The organism is Pleurocapsa sp. FMAR1 (assembly GCF_963665995.1).
Lineage (GTDB): Bacteria > Cyanobacteriota > Cyanobacteriia > Cyanobacteriales > Xenococcaceae > Waterburya.
The window spans coordinates 3,388,829-3,404,899 of record NZ_OY762512.1 but is presented as its reverse complement, the minus strand read 5'-3'; the positions used below and the strand labels follow the sequence as shown (position 1 = coordinate 3,404,899).

Annotated in this window: 16 protein-coding genes; 9 read left to right on the top strand and 7 right to left on the bottom strand. The window is 41.8% G+C overall.

The annotated features are described in order from the left end of the window. Positions 1-36: 36 nt before the first annotated feature. Positions 37-876, bottom strand: coding sequence for an FAD binding domain-containing protein (locus SLP02_RS16565; protein WP_319421829.1), 840 nt, complete (start codon positions 874-876; stop codon positions 37-39). A 150-nt stretch (positions 877-1,026) separates the two neighbouring features. Between SLP02_RS16565 and trmH the strand changes: the two genes are divergently transcribed. From trmH to SLP02_RS16545, 4 genes are read left to right on the top strand one after another with little or no spacing between them, the layout of a single operon-like run. Next, positions 1,027-1,683 (top strand): tRNA (guanosine(18)-2'-O)-methyltransferase TrmH, encoded by a 657-nt coding sequence (trmH, locus tag SLP02_RS16560; protein WP_319421828.1) that lies wholly within the window; start codon positions 1,027-1,029, stop codon positions 1,681-1,683. Between the two features lie 39 nt (positions 1,684-1,722). After that, positions 1,723-2,718: a permease gene (locus SLP02_RS16555; RefSeq protein ID WP_319421827.1), complete on the top strand. Its 996-nt coding sequence runs from the start codon at positions 1,723-1,725 to the stop codon at positions 2,716-2,718. An 8-nt stretch (positions 2,719-2,726) separates the two neighbouring features. Then, a complete protein-coding gene (locus SLP02_RS16550; protein WP_319421826.1) occupies positions 2,727-3,533 on the top strand; it encodes a TIGR03943 family putative permease subunit in 807 nt (268 codons plus the stop codon). Positions 3,534-3,537: 4 nt separating this feature from the next. Continuing rightward, complete coding sequence (locus tag SLP02_RS16545; RefSeq protein ID WP_319421825.1) at positions 3,538-5,010, top strand: hypothetical protein; 1,473 nt, start codon at positions 3,538-3,540, stop codon at positions 5,008-5,010. A 25-nt stretch (positions 5,011-5,035) separates the two neighbouring features. On the opposite strand, the gene codB is transcribed toward SLP02_RS16545, so the two are convergent. Genes codB through SLP02_RS16515 form a run of 6 tightly spaced genes read right to left on the bottom strand, consistent with a single transcriptional unit; the run spans position 5,036 to position 10,380 of the window. After that, entirely contained in the window at positions 5,036-6,322 is a 1,287-nt protein-coding gene (gene codB / locus SLP02_RS16540) for a cytosine permease (protein ID WP_319421823.1), read from the bottom strand. A 14-nt stretch (positions 6,323-6,336) separates the two neighbouring features. Next, the gene (locus tag SLP02_RS16535; RefSeq protein ID WP_319421821.1) at positions 6,337-7,131 is read right to left on the bottom strand and encodes an amino acid ABC transporter ATP-binding protein; all 795 of its coding nucleotides are present in this window, start codon (positions 7,129-7,131) and stop codon (positions 6,337-6,339) included. Beyond that, complete coding sequence (locus SLP02_RS16530) at positions 7,121-7,780, bottom strand: amino acid ABC transporter permease (protein WP_319421819.1); 660 nt, start codon at positions 7,778-7,780, stop codon at positions 7,121-7,123. The genes SLP02_RS16535 and SLP02_RS16530 overlap by 11 nt, the downstream gene beginning before the upstream one ends. Further along, entirely contained in the window at positions 7,777-8,418 is a 642-nt protein-coding gene (locus tag SLP02_RS16525; protein WP_319421817.1) for an amino acid ABC transporter permease, read from the bottom strand. The genes SLP02_RS16530 and SLP02_RS16525 overlap by 4 nt, the downstream gene beginning before the upstream one ends. A gap of 49 nt (positions 8,419-8,467) precedes the next feature. After that, complete coding sequence (locus tag SLP02_RS16520) at positions 8,468-9,337, bottom strand: transporter substrate-binding domain-containing protein (RefSeq protein ID WP_319421815.1); 870 nt, start codon at positions 9,335-9,337, stop codon at positions 8,468-8,470. A 56-nt stretch (positions 9,338-9,393) separates the two neighbouring features. Further along, positions 9,394-10,380: an aromatic ring-hydroxylating dioxygenase subunit alpha gene (locus SLP02_RS16515; RefSeq protein WP_319421813.1), complete on the bottom strand. Its 987-nt coding sequence runs from the start codon at positions 10,378-10,380 to the stop codon at positions 9,394-9,396. A 322-nt stretch (positions 10,381-10,702) separates the two neighbouring features. Here SLP02_RS16515 and SLP02_RS16510 point away from each other — a divergent pair, with 322 nt between their 5' ends. The 5 genes from SLP02_RS16510 to SLP02_RS16490 all read left to right on the top strand — a co-directional run bounded on the left by SLP02_RS16510 (position 10,703) and on the right by SLP02_RS16490 (position 16,013). Continuing rightward, positions 10,703-11,179 carry an Lrp/AsnC family transcriptional regulator gene (locus SLP02_RS16510; RefSeq protein WP_319421812.1) on the top strand — a complete coding sequence of 159 codons (477 nt, stop codon included), beginning with the start codon at positions 10,703-10,705 and terminating at the stop codon, positions 11,177-11,179. A 402-nt stretch (positions 11,180-11,581) separates the two neighbouring features. Beyond that, on the top strand, positions 11,582-12,382 hold the full coding sequence (locus SLP02_RS16505) for a creatininase (protein WP_319421810.1): 801 nt from the start codon (positions 11,582-11,584) through the stop codon (positions 12,380-12,382). A gap of 27 nt (positions 12,383-12,409) precedes the next feature. Further along, positions 12,410-13,378: an agmatinase gene (speB, locus tag SLP02_RS16500; RefSeq protein ID WP_319421808.1), complete on the top strand. Its 969-nt coding sequence runs from the start codon at positions 12,410-12,412 to the stop codon at positions 13,376-13,378. 295 nt (positions 13,379-13,673) lie between these two features. Beyond that, entirely contained in the window at positions 13,674-14,201 is a 528-nt protein-coding gene (gene ilvN / locus SLP02_RS16495) for an acetolactate synthase small subunit (protein ID WP_319423696.1), read from the top strand. 210 nt (positions 14,202-14,411) lie between these two features. Then, positions 14,412-16,013 (top strand): Ppx/GppA phosphatase family protein, encoded by a 1,602-nt coding sequence (locus tag SLP02_RS16490; protein ID WP_319421806.1) that lies wholly within the window; start codon positions 14,412-14,414, stop codon positions 16,011-16,013. Positions 16,014-16,071 lie beyond the last annotated feature (58 nt).

Genomic DNA, 16,071 nt, shown 5'->3' with positions numbered 1-16,071 from the left:
TCGATTATTGTAAGGGCGAACGACCCGCCCCGACGATTAATAACGGCGTTTTCCGTTTATTCCTGCGGTTAATTCGTCAATTCCCCGCTGCATTAATACCTGGGTAATGTGTTGGCGATATGCCGCACTACCTCGTTCGTCGTCAATGTATAACTGTAAAGGTGATTCGCGAATTGCCCCGACGATTTGTTCGAGGGTTGGTACAGTATCAAATTCAATTAAACGCGGTGCTTTAACACTACCGCCAATGCCAAATCTTACTTGCTGAGTTTGAGGATGATATGCCGTTACGACAATGGCGATCGCATATCCCGCCGTACACACCGCCATCCGTTTAAAGCTAGTTTGCCACTGCGCCAAATTCCAAATGGGAATTTTAATTGAGCGTAATACTTCCCCAGGCTGCAAGATCGTTTGTTGAGGTGCGGTTTGGAAATCAACTGCATCAACAAAATAAGGTTCGTTATGCGGTCGCCAAATCTCATAGCTAGCGTTCAATGCCACCATAGCAGGGGCGAAGGTACTGGCACTTAAGGCCAAACAAATATTACCTCCCACTGTAGCAGCATGAGATAACTTGAACGAGGCTAGTTCTCTGACTGCATCTTTAAGTGCTTCTGTTGCTGACCAAGGTTTGGGAAAAGAAAAGTCTAGCAAATCGTTTTGAATACAGGTTGTCCCAATAGATAAGCCTTGGGGGGTAACTTCTATTTCTGACCAGTCAAACTGCTGCATATCTACCAGGGTTTTTACCTGGGGTTGGACTTCGTTAAAAATCCAGGTTCCGCCAGCCAACCAATTCCAGTCTGGTTGCCAATCTGATACTTCAGTTACTGATTTCGGTCGCAGATAGGTTTCGACGCTATACAAATCCATAAAATGAGCGACTCGCGTTTTGTACGTATTTGTTTATCTTGCTGGGAAATGATTTTGTATACTGTATGGGATGTTTCAGAATTAATATTTTATTGAAGATATATAGATGATTTTTGCGTAAGTCCCCACTAATTCAGCATTTCCTTAAAGATGATTCTCAGACGATATAAAAAATTAAGGCAAGTTCTTGACAAAAGACAGCCAGATCTAACGGTTTTAACTGAAGATGTCCATAAGCCCCATAATCTTTCGGCTATTATTCGTACCTGCGATGCGGTCGGAGTTTTTGCTGTACACACAGTAAACTTTGACAACAATACCCCAACGTATTCACAAGTTGCTCAAGGAAGTGAAAAATGGGTTAAACTACATTCCCATCCTGATATTAAAACCGCTATTAAACTTCTACAAGAAAAGAATCATAAAGTGTATGCTGCTCATTTAAGCGATACAGCCATCGATTATCGTCAAGTGGATTATACTCAGCCAACAGCTATTCTTCTGGGTACAGAAAAATGGGGCGTTACTGATGAAGCTGCGGATTTGGTAGACGGACATATTGTTATTCCTATGCAGGGGATGGTGCAGTCTCTCAATGTATCTGTCGCCAATGGCGTAATTTTATTTGAGGCGCAACGTCAACGTTTAGAGGCTGGCTTATATAATCAGATTCGCTTAAATCCAAAAACTTATAGGCAAGTTATCTTTGAATGGGCTTATCCCGATCTGGCTGCTATGTGTCAGCGTCAGGGCAAATCTTATCCTGAGTTGGGAGAACAAGGAGAAATTTTGAATTTTCCCAGATAAAAAATCGATCGAAAGTTAAGTAAAGCAAAAACATTCTCAATGAATCAATTACACAACGCCTTCACTTTGTTTTTGAGTTTATTAGTTGAAGCGATGCCTTTTCTATTATTAGGGGTATTACTTTCTAGTTTTTTATTATTTTTAATTAATGAAAAACAATTAATTGCTAGATTACCCAAAAATCCCTTTTTAGGGGCAGTTGTTGGTAGTTGTATTGGCTTTTTATTTCCTGTATGTGAATGTGGTAATGTTCCCGTAGCTAGAAGGTTATTATTAACAGGAGTATCTCCTTCAGTTGCCATATCTTTCCTTTTAGCAGCACCAACAATTAATCCAATTGTGATTTGGTCTACCTGGGTTGCTTTTGGCGATCGCCCAAGTATCGTATTCTTTCGAGTCTTGTTTTCTTTGGCAATTGCTACCATAATTGGCTGTATTTTTAGCGTGCAAAAAGATGTTCGCTTTTTGTTACAAGAATCATTTTCCAAAAGATTAAAACCTGTTAATTATTATCAGCTAGAAGAAGCTGAATCAATATCGCCATTGCTACAGTCAGGGAGCTTTTTAATTGAACAAGGTCAATCTTTGGCTTTGGATAGTTCGTTCTCCTCAGCCGTAGTTAAGAAGCAAGCATCATCATTGCAGCTTTTTATTGACAACGTACTACAAGAATTTAGTGAATTAGGAGCAATGCTAGTTTTTGGTAGTGCGATCGCAGCAGCTATTCAAGTTTTTGTCCCCCGCGAACTAATTTTGAGTCTTGGTCAAGATACTGTAACTTCAATTTTGGCGATGATGCTATTGGCAGCAATTGTCTCAATTTGTTCCACGGTTGATTCTTTTTTTGCTCTGTCTTTTGCTTCTACTTTTACAGGGGGTTCTTTATTAGCTTTTTTAGTCTTTGGACCGACGATAGATATTAAAAGTATTGGCTTGATGGCATCAATTTTTAAACCAAAAATAATTATTTATATTTTTACATTAATTGCTCAGTTGACTTTTATTTTTACCTTAGCTTACAGTTATTTTTTCTAATCGAGATAATGATTCCTAATCAACCCTTACGTTCAAGTTCTCCTCAACCAAATAGTTACTTATTAACCTGGATCGAGGCATTAGCTTTATTGGCTTGGGGCAATTTACTACTAAAATATGCCTTAACAGGACAGTATAAACTGTTAATTCACCCCAACTATTATGGATTGGTATTAGGCAGCGGCATACTTTTGCTGGGTTTAGGCATAGTCAAAGTTAAATTAATTTTTACGCGTAGATCTAACAATTCTAGGGAACATATTAGTCTTTTCCCTCCTGGGGTTGGCAGTAGCCTATTATTAATAGTTGCGATCGCTGGATTACTGATTCCGCCCACGGTTTTAACCAGCCAAACTGCCATTGCCAGGGGAGTTGGAGATATTTCTTTTACTAGTTACCAGCCTCAAGCTTTCCGTACCGCAACTAAGCCAGAAGAGCGATCGCTCATTGACTGGATTAGGACAATTAATGCCTATCCTGAACCTGATGCTTATAGTGGACAACCAGCCAACGTCAGTGGTTTTGTGCTGCACTTACCAGAACTTCCCGATAATTACCTCATGCTGTCTCGGTTTGTAATTACCTGTTGTGCAGTGGATGCTTATCCCATCGGTATTCCAGTCAAACTAAAAACTAGCAGCAGCAATTATCCTGCCGATACCTGGTTAGACATTCAGGGGGCAATGATCACCGCAACTTTACCCAGCAAAGATAAGCTAGACTCCAAAGCCGTTACCGAAAAACGTTCCTTGGTTTTGGCTGCCAAATCAATTAAATCAATTCCTACTCCAGCAGATCCCTATAGTTACAAATAAAAGCATGAACGCAAATAAGCTATTACAACCAATTGACAGACTAGCGATCGCCTTAGTTATCTTGCTGGCATTAATTATCGGCTTGTTAGTTTGGGTTGGTAATGTTTGTGATGATACCTGTATATTTTATGCAGGGGCAAGAGTCAACGGTTTTAACTGGGAAAATAAAACTATCGGCAGCGAAGATCGGGCTTTTATCTTAAACTTCAATCGTCCCCTAGATCGCACCAGCGTCGAGCAAAATTTAACCATTAGTCCTGCTCTACCAGGTAAAATTAGCTGGTCGGGATTAAGACTGGCTTATACCTTAAAATCCCCCGCACCCTATGGAGAAAATTATCAGGTATCTCTGGCAGAGGCAACAGAAAGATTTTCTAACCAAGAAAAAGTGGGTAACAAGATCAGACCTTTTGCTGCCAAATTTCGCAGTCGCGATCGCGCTTCTGCCTATATTGGTACGCAAGGGATAGAGAAAGGTAAATTGGTTCTATTTAACTGGACGCAGCAAAAAAAAACAATTCTGACTCCTAACGATCTAACTGTATTTGATTTTGAACCTTATCCCCAGGGCGATCGCTTACTGTTTTCTGCTGCCGATAATAAGCTGGGAATTAAAGGGATTCTAAATTTACAGCTTTATACCGTTACTACGGGTTTAAATTCTGAAGTAAACAACAATAATCCTCAACCAAAGTTGATTTTAGATAATCAAAAATATCAAAATAATCAATTCGATCTGGCAGAGGATGGTAAGAAGATTTTGGTACAGAGGCTAAACCGTAATAACCCTAACAACTCTGGCTTGTGGATGATTACTGCCGATCAGCCACCGCAGCTAATAACCGATGCTCAAATTGGCGATTTTCTGATTGCTCCTGATAGTCAAACCGTAGCAGTTGCTCAAGGGGAAGGTATCGCTTTGTTGCCGTTAGAAACCAATGCTAAACCGCTAGACTTTATCCCTAAATTTGGTCAAGTTCTTGATTTTACGGCTGATGGTACGGGGGCAGCAATGATTAATTATAATACCGACAATGCTAAGTTAAGCTACACGCGATCGCTTTTTTATGTCAATACTCAGGGAATCCAGAAAGAACTCTTAAATACAGAAGGCTCAATTCAAAGCTGTCAGTTCGATCCTACTGCAACCTATTTATATTGTTGGCTGACAGAGTTGATTAAAGGTAAAGAATATATCGAAAAACCCTACATAGCAGAAATTAATCTCAAAACTGGAAAAGCTAGAACCTTGATATCTTTAGCAGAATATCAAGACAGTCAACTTAGTGTTGCACCAGATGGACTAGGAATTCTCTTCGAGCGATCGCCAAATAGTACTTCTTCAGCTACCGATTCTTCTACCACAAGCGGTCAAAGCATTTGGTTGTTAATTCGAGCTTCCCAAAAGTCCAATTCTGCTGATTTTAACGCCGAACAGCTACCATTTGTGGGTTTTCGTCCCCAGTGGTTACCTTAAGCGATTCACGGCGGTGTAACGCTGACTAAGTTTGTAGTTCTGAATTATTTTTTAAAATAGAACTCAAAAGCCAGTAAATCAAAGCAGCAGCAACGATACCGTTAATTGGTTTAATTCCTGGAGTAAAATAGGCGATCGCACTTGCCAAGATATAAGCTATGATACCTGCCCAATTAAAGTTCGGTTGTCTTTGCTCTAAATCATACCCTTGTTTACGGTACAGCCAAAAGTCTGCCATCACGACACCACCAATGGGAGGAATAAAAGTTCCCAGCAACACTAAATAGGGAACTAACGCCTCATAAATACCGCCTAGAGATAAAACAAGGGCAAAGGTAGCACCACCGAGAACAAATAAAGTTCTTTTGGAAGTACGAAACATATGCGCCCCCGCGACGGAGAAAGCATAGATTGTATTATCCTGAGTCGTCCACATATTTAAGAGAAATAGCACTAAGCCCCAAAACAACAAACCTTGCTGTGCCATCACCTGTACAATATCTTCGTTGCCGTAAACCAAAGCACAAAAAGCACCGCTAAAAATTAAAAACCCATTTGCTAAGAAGAATGCCAGGAAAGTTGCCCAAAATCCCGTATTCGGCGAACTAGCAAAACGACTCCAGTTCGTTACCTGAGTACCACCAGAGATAAAAGTACTGATAATCACGGTTAAAGCTTCACCTACTCCCATTTTTCCTGCTGGCTGAAGTGCTTGCAACTGGGTATAACCGCCGATATCTCCCCAGGCAATAGAAAGACTCCAAATCATCAGAATAATCATTGCAGGTACAGCAAGGCGACTTATCCAGTCCATCGCTTGGTAGCCCATATATGCGGTAATACAAAAAAGATAGGTAGCAATAATAACCAAAAGCCAGTTGAGAGACGGGGGAACACCAGCGAGCTTTATCAGCAGATCGGCAATCAAAGCCGAACCCCAAGCATACCAGCCCACTTGGGTAAAACCTAAAATAAAATCGACCCAGCGAGAACCAAACTCACCAAAGCTACAGCGTGACATTAAGACAGTACTCAAACCCGTTTTAGCTGCAATATAGCCCAATCCTCCCGCATATAGACCTAAAATCAGGTTTCCTAAAACAATTAAGCCAATCAAATCGGGGAAAAAGCGAAAATTAGGACCAACTAAGCCTCCACCGAAAAGAGTTCCCGAATAGAGGGTAAAGCCAATTAAAAGCGGTGCCAAAGACCAGATCGGCTTTCTAGAATTAACAGGGACGGGAGTTAGAGGAAAATCTTCGTTTGGTTGTGGCGATCGCTCTGTAACGATTGGTTCTGTAGTCTTGCTCATAATTTTTTGCTGGTTTATACGTTGATATAGCGTTCTAAAAATTGTTTAGCACGCTCTGTTTGTGGGTTTCTAAAGAAACTGCGAGGGTCGGCAGCTTCAACAATATTGCCTCCAGCCATAAAAACAATTTGGTCGGCTACTTCTTCGGCAAATTTCATTTCATGGGTTGCAATCAGCATCGTCATCCCCTCATTTGCTATGTTTTTAATAACCGAAAGTACTTCCCCGACTAACTCTGGGTCGAGCGCACTCGTTGGTTCATCAAATAAAATTATTTCTGATTTCATCGCCAGCGCACGAGCAATGGCTACGCGCTGTTTTTGTCCCCCTGAAAGCCGAGCGGGATAAGCGTCTTTTTTTTCGAGCAGCCCAACTTTATTCAGTAGTTGTTTGGCTTCGTCAATCACTTCGTCTTTAGGACGCTTTTGTACGTAAATTGGTGCTTCGGTGACGTTTTCCAAGACCGTCATGTGAGGCCAAAGATTAAAATGCTGAAAGACCATGCTGACACGAGTTCTCATCTTGGCTAACTCTGCTTCGGTCATCGGGGAATCTTTACCGCGTCTGATTCTCCGTCCCATCTGCGCTCCATGAATCATGATTTTTCCGTGGCTGGGAGGCTCTAACCAATTGATGCAGCGAAGTAGGGTAGATTTGCCCGAACCGCTCGGTCCGAGTAAACATACCGTTTCTCCTGGCATAATTGACAAACTAATATCTTTTAATACCTCAAGCTGTCCAAAGCTTTTTTGCAAATGCTGCAACTCCACTGCTGCGATCGTTTTTGTTTGCGTTCTGTTATCCAGCATAAATCCTCCGATTGTTTTCAATTTGCTTGACACCAAATTCTACGGTTAAACATAAGAGCCAATACAATATTGCTGCGACGAAAAATGATTCAAAGGGAATATAATAGGTAGACTGAATCGATTGCGCTACAAAGGTTAATTCTTGAATGGTAATAATCGACAGGAATGCAGAGTCTTTAATTACCTGAATAAACTGATTACCCAACACTGGCACCGCAGCCAACATCACTTGAGGTAAAATAATTCGTCTCAATAACTGCCAGCCACCGAAGCCATAAGCTTGCCCTGCCTCAATTTGTCCATTTGGCAAGCTTTTCCATGCCGATCGCAAAATTTCTGCCATGTAAGCCGTGTTGTAAATTATGATGGTCAAAATTGCCGTTGTCCAACTGTTTAAGGTCACTCCCAAAGATGGCAACCCATAGTAGACAAAGTATGCCAACATCAGAAAAGGAACTGCTCTGGCTGCATCGATGAATGCTTGAGCTGAATTACGAGCAACTGGGTAAGGTGAGGTCAAGGGAATCAGCAGCAGAATACCCAGCAAAAGAGAGACAAATGTACCCACAGAACAAAGCCAAACCGTGTTCCATAAGCCTTCAAGAAATTTGGGAAACTGTTCGATAATGACGTTAAATTGAATGCTCATACCAATTCGTACCTCTGCTGTAGCCGATAATCGAGCCTGCGGGTTAAGCGAGTAACGGCAAATAAAACAATGATGTAAAGCAACATGGCGATCGCTGTCATGGCTAACGGTTGGAAGTTGCTGGCAGCCAACTTGCTGGCGCGACGGGTTAGATCGTCAATCCCAATCACACCGATGGCTGGACTGGCTTTGATAATGAAGGTAATTTCGTTGGCGATCGCTGGTAGGCTCGTGCGCCACACCTGGGGCAAAATGATGCGGACGAAGGCATGGTTATCAGTCAACCCGTAGGCTTTTGCTGCCTCAATTTGCTTGACGGGAAAGTTCATAATCGAGGAACGCCAAATCTCGCTAATAAATGCGGAATGGTTGAGGGCGAGGGCGATACTACCCGCGACAAAGGCATTGAGGTCGATACCCAGCATCGGCATCCCAAAGTAAAGCCAGAGTACTAGCAGCACCAGTGGTAGACTGCGAATGAAACTGACATAAACTGCCAGTAGGGGACTGAGAACGGGAATCCGTTTTACTCTGCATAGAGCGATCGCTAAACCTAGAGGAATCCCAATGACAACCCCGACTAAAGATGCAGCACAAGTAACTAATAACCCATACAATAAATATTCTAAATTTCCCAATTAACTCACCTTGAATTCAACTAATTTACGCACAGAAGTTTAATCTGCTTTAGGAAGCAGGAATTGGTTTATCTCCTGGTAGTCTCGGCTCGTTAGGTAGGTCAAAAGTAACCTCCAGCCATTTCTCTTGTAGTTGCTTCAAAGAGCCATCTGTCTTCGCCTTTGCCAGTCCATCGTTTAAGAATTGCAGAATATCTTTTTTGCCTTCTTTAACTGCCCAAGCAGCGTACAATTTACCTCCCACTGGCTTTTCGAGGATTTCAAAGACCTCAGGTTTGGCGTTTACAGTTTGAGTAAGTGCCACCAAATTGTTAATTACCACATCTACACGCTTGTTTTCTAAATCCTGATAGGCTTCGGCAAAAGCACCATACTCGACGGTTTTGGCTTCTGGTTTCTCCGCTGCTTTTAAGGCTGGATTAATTTCCTCAGCCACAACTTGAGCAGTAACGCTGCCTTGCTGAATACCGATGGTTTTACCTGCCATATCGTCAATCGAGTTAATCGGATCGCCTTTGCGTTTAATAAAGTAGTTAGTAATATCTGTCGTAGGCATTGTATAGTCTACAGTTCCCAGGCGTTCTTCTAGAATTGCCACGGCTGCATTGGTAGCATCGTATTTATTAGTGGCAATCCCAGTCAAAATTCCTTGAAAGGGTAAAATCTCTTGCTTGACCTTAAAGGGAGCATTTTTAGTCACCAATTCGAGCAGTTCCTGATTGTAACCTGCATGCTTTCCGTCTTTGAGAAAATCATAGGGAGGATAGTCATCTTCTGTCGCTACAACAATTTCCTGACTCCCTCCTGAAGCACTATCGGTCGAAGAACAGGCGATAACGCTAAAGCAAGTTAAACTGGCAAGGATAAGCAGAACACAGAGGCGAAGCCCAAAATTTGACCGTTTAAAATTCCAATTCATAATTAATTCTAGAAATAAGTAAGTTATAGTTCTCTAAAGCGATACGAGAATCTTTATTAGCAGGTGCCAAATTGAAGACCGAGTTGCTTGAGCCACTTGCGATAGGCGATCGACATTTTGTCACAGGGAAAATGAAACTCTTGCTGTAGGTTTAGCGGTAGCTTTTGCGGACGCTGGGACTCGACCATCGGTATATCTTGCGCCATGACCTCATCTTGAAAGGTGCGTAGTTCATCATTGTCAATTTCAGGCGAATAGTTGCGCGCTACCCCCAACCAAGCGATACTGCGGGTTTCTTCTATAGGTGTCACGGCTAAAAAGATCGAAAACTGCTTGCTGTCTTCTCCCTTGGCAAAGCAAGCTACTAACGGTCGCACTATTTTATAGAGATAAGAAACAGATTTGGCTTCCCCCGTCCCTTCTGGATTGGGCTGATAGAAGTGGATGTCTTCTGCGCTAATTTCTTCAGCCTCTACTACCAATCTATAGTTTGGCACTTCTGGGAACTGAGGATCGCCTAATAAACCCCTGTGGGTAAAGGGAAAGTGAGCAATATCGACAAAGTTTTCGACAATGCGTGGCGCACTGGCATTAATATAATAAGGCCCGCACTCAAAGGCGATCGCACTACTTTGTTCCCATTCGGGAAAAACTGGAATCTCTTGCTTTGGTTCACCCAAAGCCACCCAAACAAAACCATACTTCTCCTTAACTTTGTAGGTGCGAAGATTGGCAGCTTGAGGAAACGATTTTATTTTCAGATCGGCTGGAATTCGAGTACAGTATCCTTGCGAGTCGAATGACATTGCATGATAAGGGCAGACAATCGCGCTGTTGCCGTCGAGCCATCCCATTGAGAGCGATACACCCCGATGGGGACAGCGATCTTGGCAAGCAATAATCTTTGCTTGAGACCTCCAGAGGGCAATTGTTTCACCCAATAAATGAACTTGTAGCGGTCGTGCTTTAACATCTTCTGCTAAAGCCACAATATGCCAAGCGTCGTGCAGAATCGGATCGTAGATGAGAGTGTCTTTGAGCATGACTACATCCTCAATAGCATGGTTTTTAGGCGGTTAGGGGCTTCTCTGGCTTATAACAAGTACCCCGCTCTTTTAAGGCAGAGCTTGTGTTCACTACGTAAAGTATCAATTTTGTCTAAATTTCAATCTAACGCTGGCAACTTTTGCACATATAAATAAAGTGCTAAATACTAGCTCGATTACTAAAACCTTAACCTTTGAAACTAATCTTAAATAAAGTAGCAAGGCAAAAAAGTTATTTATGATACAATCTTATTGCATACATTTTTTTGTTTGCTAAATTAGCAATTTCTTAGTCCATAATTGTGTTTTTTCAAACGCTATGACCCAAAAGAATTCACATACTACTCCATTCGCACTTGACGATCTCGATCGCGACATTATTGGCTTACTAAAAATTGACGGGCGAATTTCCTTTACAGAGGTTGCCAAAAGGCTCAATCTTCCAGAGGCTACGGCGCGTTATCGCGTACAGCGACTCCTTCAATCTAAGGTAGTGAAAATTCATGCCACCCCTAATCCAAATCGTCTTGGTACGCCACACACAGTAATCGTTCAACTCTTTGTCGAAAATAATAAGATTGATGCGGTGGCAGAAGCATTGGTTGAGATTGAAGAAGTTCAGTTTGTTGCCGTTACTGCTGGACATCACAATATAGTGATTGATGTCTGCTTTGATACCCATGATGAGATGCTGTCCTTCTATGCCAAGCTGCACAAAATTCCAGGTATCATTCGCTACGAGTCTCAGATGGTGATGAAGTTATTAAAGGCTGAGTATAAATATGTGTTGAGTTAGGGAAACCTCGCTCGGATTTTGCTTCGTTGGCAATCAGCGTAGCTAATAAAAACTGCTGGAATTTATGCTGCACAATGCCTCTAGCTTTTTACTTATTGGAAAGTCAGGTAATCTCAACATTAGCTTTATTTTTCTTTTTTTTAAGGTAAACGTAATAATATCAGCTTAAAGTTGCTAAATTATTTAATATAATAAAGAAAATGTGTTTTTATTAATCAGGAGCGAAAAAACATTGCGTATTCAGCAAAATAATTTATAGTTTAGTAACAAAGGCTACATAAATTATCGCTTTAGTGCCTCTACTATAAATTCAGCAGCGAGATCGAGCCATCAAGGATTTTCTCAAAATAGTGCTTGTCAAATTGCTGCCGAATTAATTTGTTGTAAGAGAGATAGTACCTTATGCATCCACTAATGATGGGTTCATTAAGTTGGATTGAATACCAGCAACGCCTACAGGATGAAAATCAGATCTTGCTCCTGCCTTGTGGTGCATTAGAGCAACACGGTCCCCATTTGCCATTAGGCACCGACGCATTACTCAGTACTTCCGTAGCTCAAAGCGTTGCCGAACAAATTAACGGCATTGTTGCACCAACTATTAGCTATGGCTATAAATCTCAGCCCAAATGTGGCGGAGGACAAAATTTTCCTGGCACCACCAGTTTAGATGGCAACAGCCTGAGCCAATTAATTCGAGATATCGTGCGGGAATTGGCACGCCAAGGGGCGACCCAAATTGTTTTAGTTAATGGGCATTATGAAAATCAGTGGTTTCTTACTGAAGGAATCGAGCTAGCAATACGAGATGTAGGCAATACATCAATGCGCGTCATGCGCTTGGAATACTGGGATTTTCTCACTCCAGATATTATTACCAAGGTGTTTCCAGATGGCTTTCCTGGTTTTGCTCTCGAACACGCTGCTGTAATTGAAACCTCGCTAATGGCGTATTATCACCCAAACTTAGTCAGACTCGATCTGATTCCTGACGTTTCAGCAGCAGAATTTCCCCCCTACGATCTGTTTCCCCAGTGTTCGGATTGGGTTCATGCGTCGGGGGTACTCTCCTCGGCTAAATCTGCCAGCGTTGAGAAAGGTTCACTCATGGCAGCCCACATCGCCAAGGGAATTGCCACCGCACTCAAGCAAGAATTTCAGGGTTCGGTTACTAACGCAGTAGCACTAAATCACAAAGCCTAAATACTTTACCTTTATAGCGATCGCATCATGCAAAATCCCGACTTAATTCCCATTCAGCCGATTAATGGCACGATCTCACCTCGCTATGCGGGGGCTTCAACCTTCGCTCGCCTGCCCGAACTTCGAGATGTTCCTCACTGTGATGTAGGCATTGTAGGCATTCCGTTTGATGCTGGTACGAGTTTTCGTCCTGGTGCGCGGTTTGGTCCCCAAGCAATCCGCCAAGCCTCTAGAAACTTGCGGACGCAGTATCATCCTGCCTATGACGTTGAGCCGTTTATGGTTCAACAAGTCGCCGATGCTGGAGATATTGCCTGCAATCCCTATAATATCAATCAGGCGATCGAGCAAATCGAAACGGCGGCTACAGAACTGCTTCAACAGACTGGAGCAATAATTAGTTTGGGTGGCGACCATACGATCGCCTATCCCCTGCTTAAGGCAGTCAATCAACGTTACGGGCCAGTGGCTTTGGTTCACTTCGATGCCCACCTCGATACCTGGGACACCTATTTTGGTGCGCCCTATACCCACGGCACTCCCTTCCGAAGAGCAGCCGAGGCTGGCTTGTTTCTAGATAGTGCCTCAATGCACGTAGGAATTCGCGGTCCGCTTTATAGCCGTCACGATTTATCTAATGATGAGGAACTAGGTTTTAGAATTGTCCATTGCGATGAGTTTGAAACCATTGGCATCACTGGCGTTGTTGAACGAATTCGAGAACGAGTAGGCGATCGCCCACTTTATTTATCCATTGATATCGATGTCCTCGACCCAGCCCATGCTCCTGGTACAGGGACACCCGAACTTGCTGGAATGACCAGCCGCGAACTGTTGGGGGTGCTACGAGGGCTTGCTGGTCTATCTGTAATTTCTGCTGACGTTGTAGAAGTAGCTCCCGCTTATGACCATGCTGAAATTACCTCCCTGGCGGCTGCGACTATCACCTACGAACTGATCAATTTGCTGTCTCTTAGCCCAAAGTTAAAACATTAAATTGGAGAACGAACCGAATCGGGTTTTCAATTCTTATTTTGACGTTGGGTAGTCAAGCGTACCTTCGGCTGGTTTTTTGGTCGGCGTTTAGTAGTTGATTATAAGTTCATTCGTGAAGTTAGAAAGGATTCAATTTACAGTGCTATGGTTAAATTTATGCTGTGTCTGCCTCGCTTCTTAAGTTTCACTTTATAAATTCTTTCTTAAGCGAAGCTGTACTACCCTAATCTAGATAACCAATTTAATTTATGATAGAAAATCAACCCAATAAAAACCGACTAATATTTCAGCTATGATAAAGCACACCATTTCTGTCTTAGTAGAAGACGAAGCGGGAGTTTTGACCCGCATTTCAGGATTATTTGCCCGTCGTGGTTTTAATATTGAAAGTCTGGCAGTAGGACCTGCCGAACAGCTAGGTGTTTCTCGTATTACTATGGTTGTGCCTGGAGATGAACAAATTATCGAGCAGCTAATAAAACAACTTTACAAGTTAATTAGCGTACTTAAGGTACAGGATATTAGCCAACAGCCTAGCGTCGAACGAGAATTAATGTTAATTAAAGTCAACGCCACTGCATCTAATCGGGCAGAAGTTATTCAGTTGGCTCAAATTTTCCGCGCTCGTATTGTCGATCTTTCAGAAGAGGCTCTAACCATTGAAGTGGTGGGCGATCCTGGCAAGATAGTCGCCATTATTCAAATGCTAAACAAGTTTGGCATACGGGAAATTGCCCGTACTGGTAAAATTGCCCTTATTAGAGAGTCTAAGGTAAATACGGAATATCTCAAGTCTTTAGAAGCGAAGGTAACTTGGTCGTAATTGGTAATTAGTTGTTAGCTGCTTTTTAGATAAATAGATAAATATTTAAAAAAATTAAGTGTATTTATATCTTGTTCGCAAAATCCATGAGATTATAAGAATATCTTAATAATTTGATAGAAAATAATTATCGTTTTGTTAAGAGGTTTCATAAACTAATTTTATCTATAAATCGTCTCTCAAAGCGAGTTTAAAGCAAACGCAGCTACCATGAACCAACAGATTATTGCAGCGATCGATATCGGCACTAACTCAATTCACATGGTAATTGTTGAAATAGAGCCTTCTCTACCATCCTTTACAGTTATTGCCAAAGAAAAAGATACGGTAAGATTAGGCGATCGCGACCCGACAACAGGTAAGTTAACTCCAGAAGCAATTCAACGTTCGCTTGACACTCTAAGACGCTGTAGAGACTTAGCCAATAGCTTAGAAGCCAGTCAAATTATTGCTGTGGCAACCAGTGCAACTAGAGAAGCACCTAACGGTGAAGCTTTTTTGCGTCAAATTGAATCGGAATTAGGTATTGTGGTCAATCTAATTTCTGGTCAGGAAGAAGCTCGGCGAATTTACCTGGGAGTCCTATCAGGAATGGACTTTAACGATCAGCCTCACATTATTATTGATATTGGTGGTGGTTCGACCGAACTAGTATTAGCAGATATTCATGAACCGCGCTTTTTGAGCAGTACCAAAATCGGTGCGGTACGTTTAGCTAAAGAATTTGTGACTACAGATCCCATTAGCGATAGCGAATTAAAGGTTTTGAGAGCCTATGTCAAAGGGATGCTAGAGCGTCCTGTAGATGAAATTTGGCGCAATTTACAGCTAAATGAAGTACCTCGAACAATTGGGACATCTGGCACCATTGAAACTATTGCAGCGATTCATGCCAAAGACGAGTTGGGTTATGTTCCCGACCCCCTCAACGGTTATGAAGTCAGTCGTAAGGATATTGAAAAAATTGTCAAGAAGCTGGCAAAAATGAGCTTTAAAGAAAGACTAGATGTATCAGGACTTTCAGAAAAACGAGCCGAAATTATCATCCCAGGTGCGGTTATTCTGCTTGAGGCGATGACTATGCTCAAGCTAGAATCAATCGTGATTTGTGAACGGGCATTGCGAGAAGGCATGATTGTTGATTGGATGTTAACTCGTGGCTTGATCAACAGTCGATTACGTTATCAAAACGAAGTTAAAAAGCGCAATGTTTTAAAAATTGCCCAAAAGTATCATGTAGATTTAGATTACGGCGAGAGAGTAGCGTATTTTGCCTTGAGTATCTTTGACCAGCTAAAAGATAAATTACATTCTTGGGATGTAGCAGAAAGAGAATTATTGTGGTCAGCAGCAATTTTGCACAACTGTGGAATATACATTAGTCATTCATCTCATCACAAGCATTCTTATTATCTAATTCGTAACGCCGAATTGCTAGGTTTTACTGAATTAGAATTAGAGTTAATTGCGAGTATTGCCCGCTACCATCGCAAAAGTAAGCCCAAGAAAAAACATGAACCATATAACAGTTTGCCAGATAAACATTATCAGCTAATGGTAAGACAGTTGAGTGCTATTCTTAGACTGGCAGTAGCTTTAGAACGCCGAAATAAAGGCGCGATCGCGGAAGTAAACTGTCAATATGATAAGCACAATCACTCTCTCGATTTCCAAATTGAGCCAGTAGAAATAGGAGATAAATGCAAGCTTGAATTATGGAACTTGAGCTACAAAAAAGAACTCTTTGAAGAAGAATTTGATGTAGAATTAATTGCCGCGATCGCCGAAAGTAAATTACCAGTGAAAACTTAATCAGTAATTAGTATTGGTAGGCTGGGCATAATACAAAATTCTGTTCATCATAAAAATA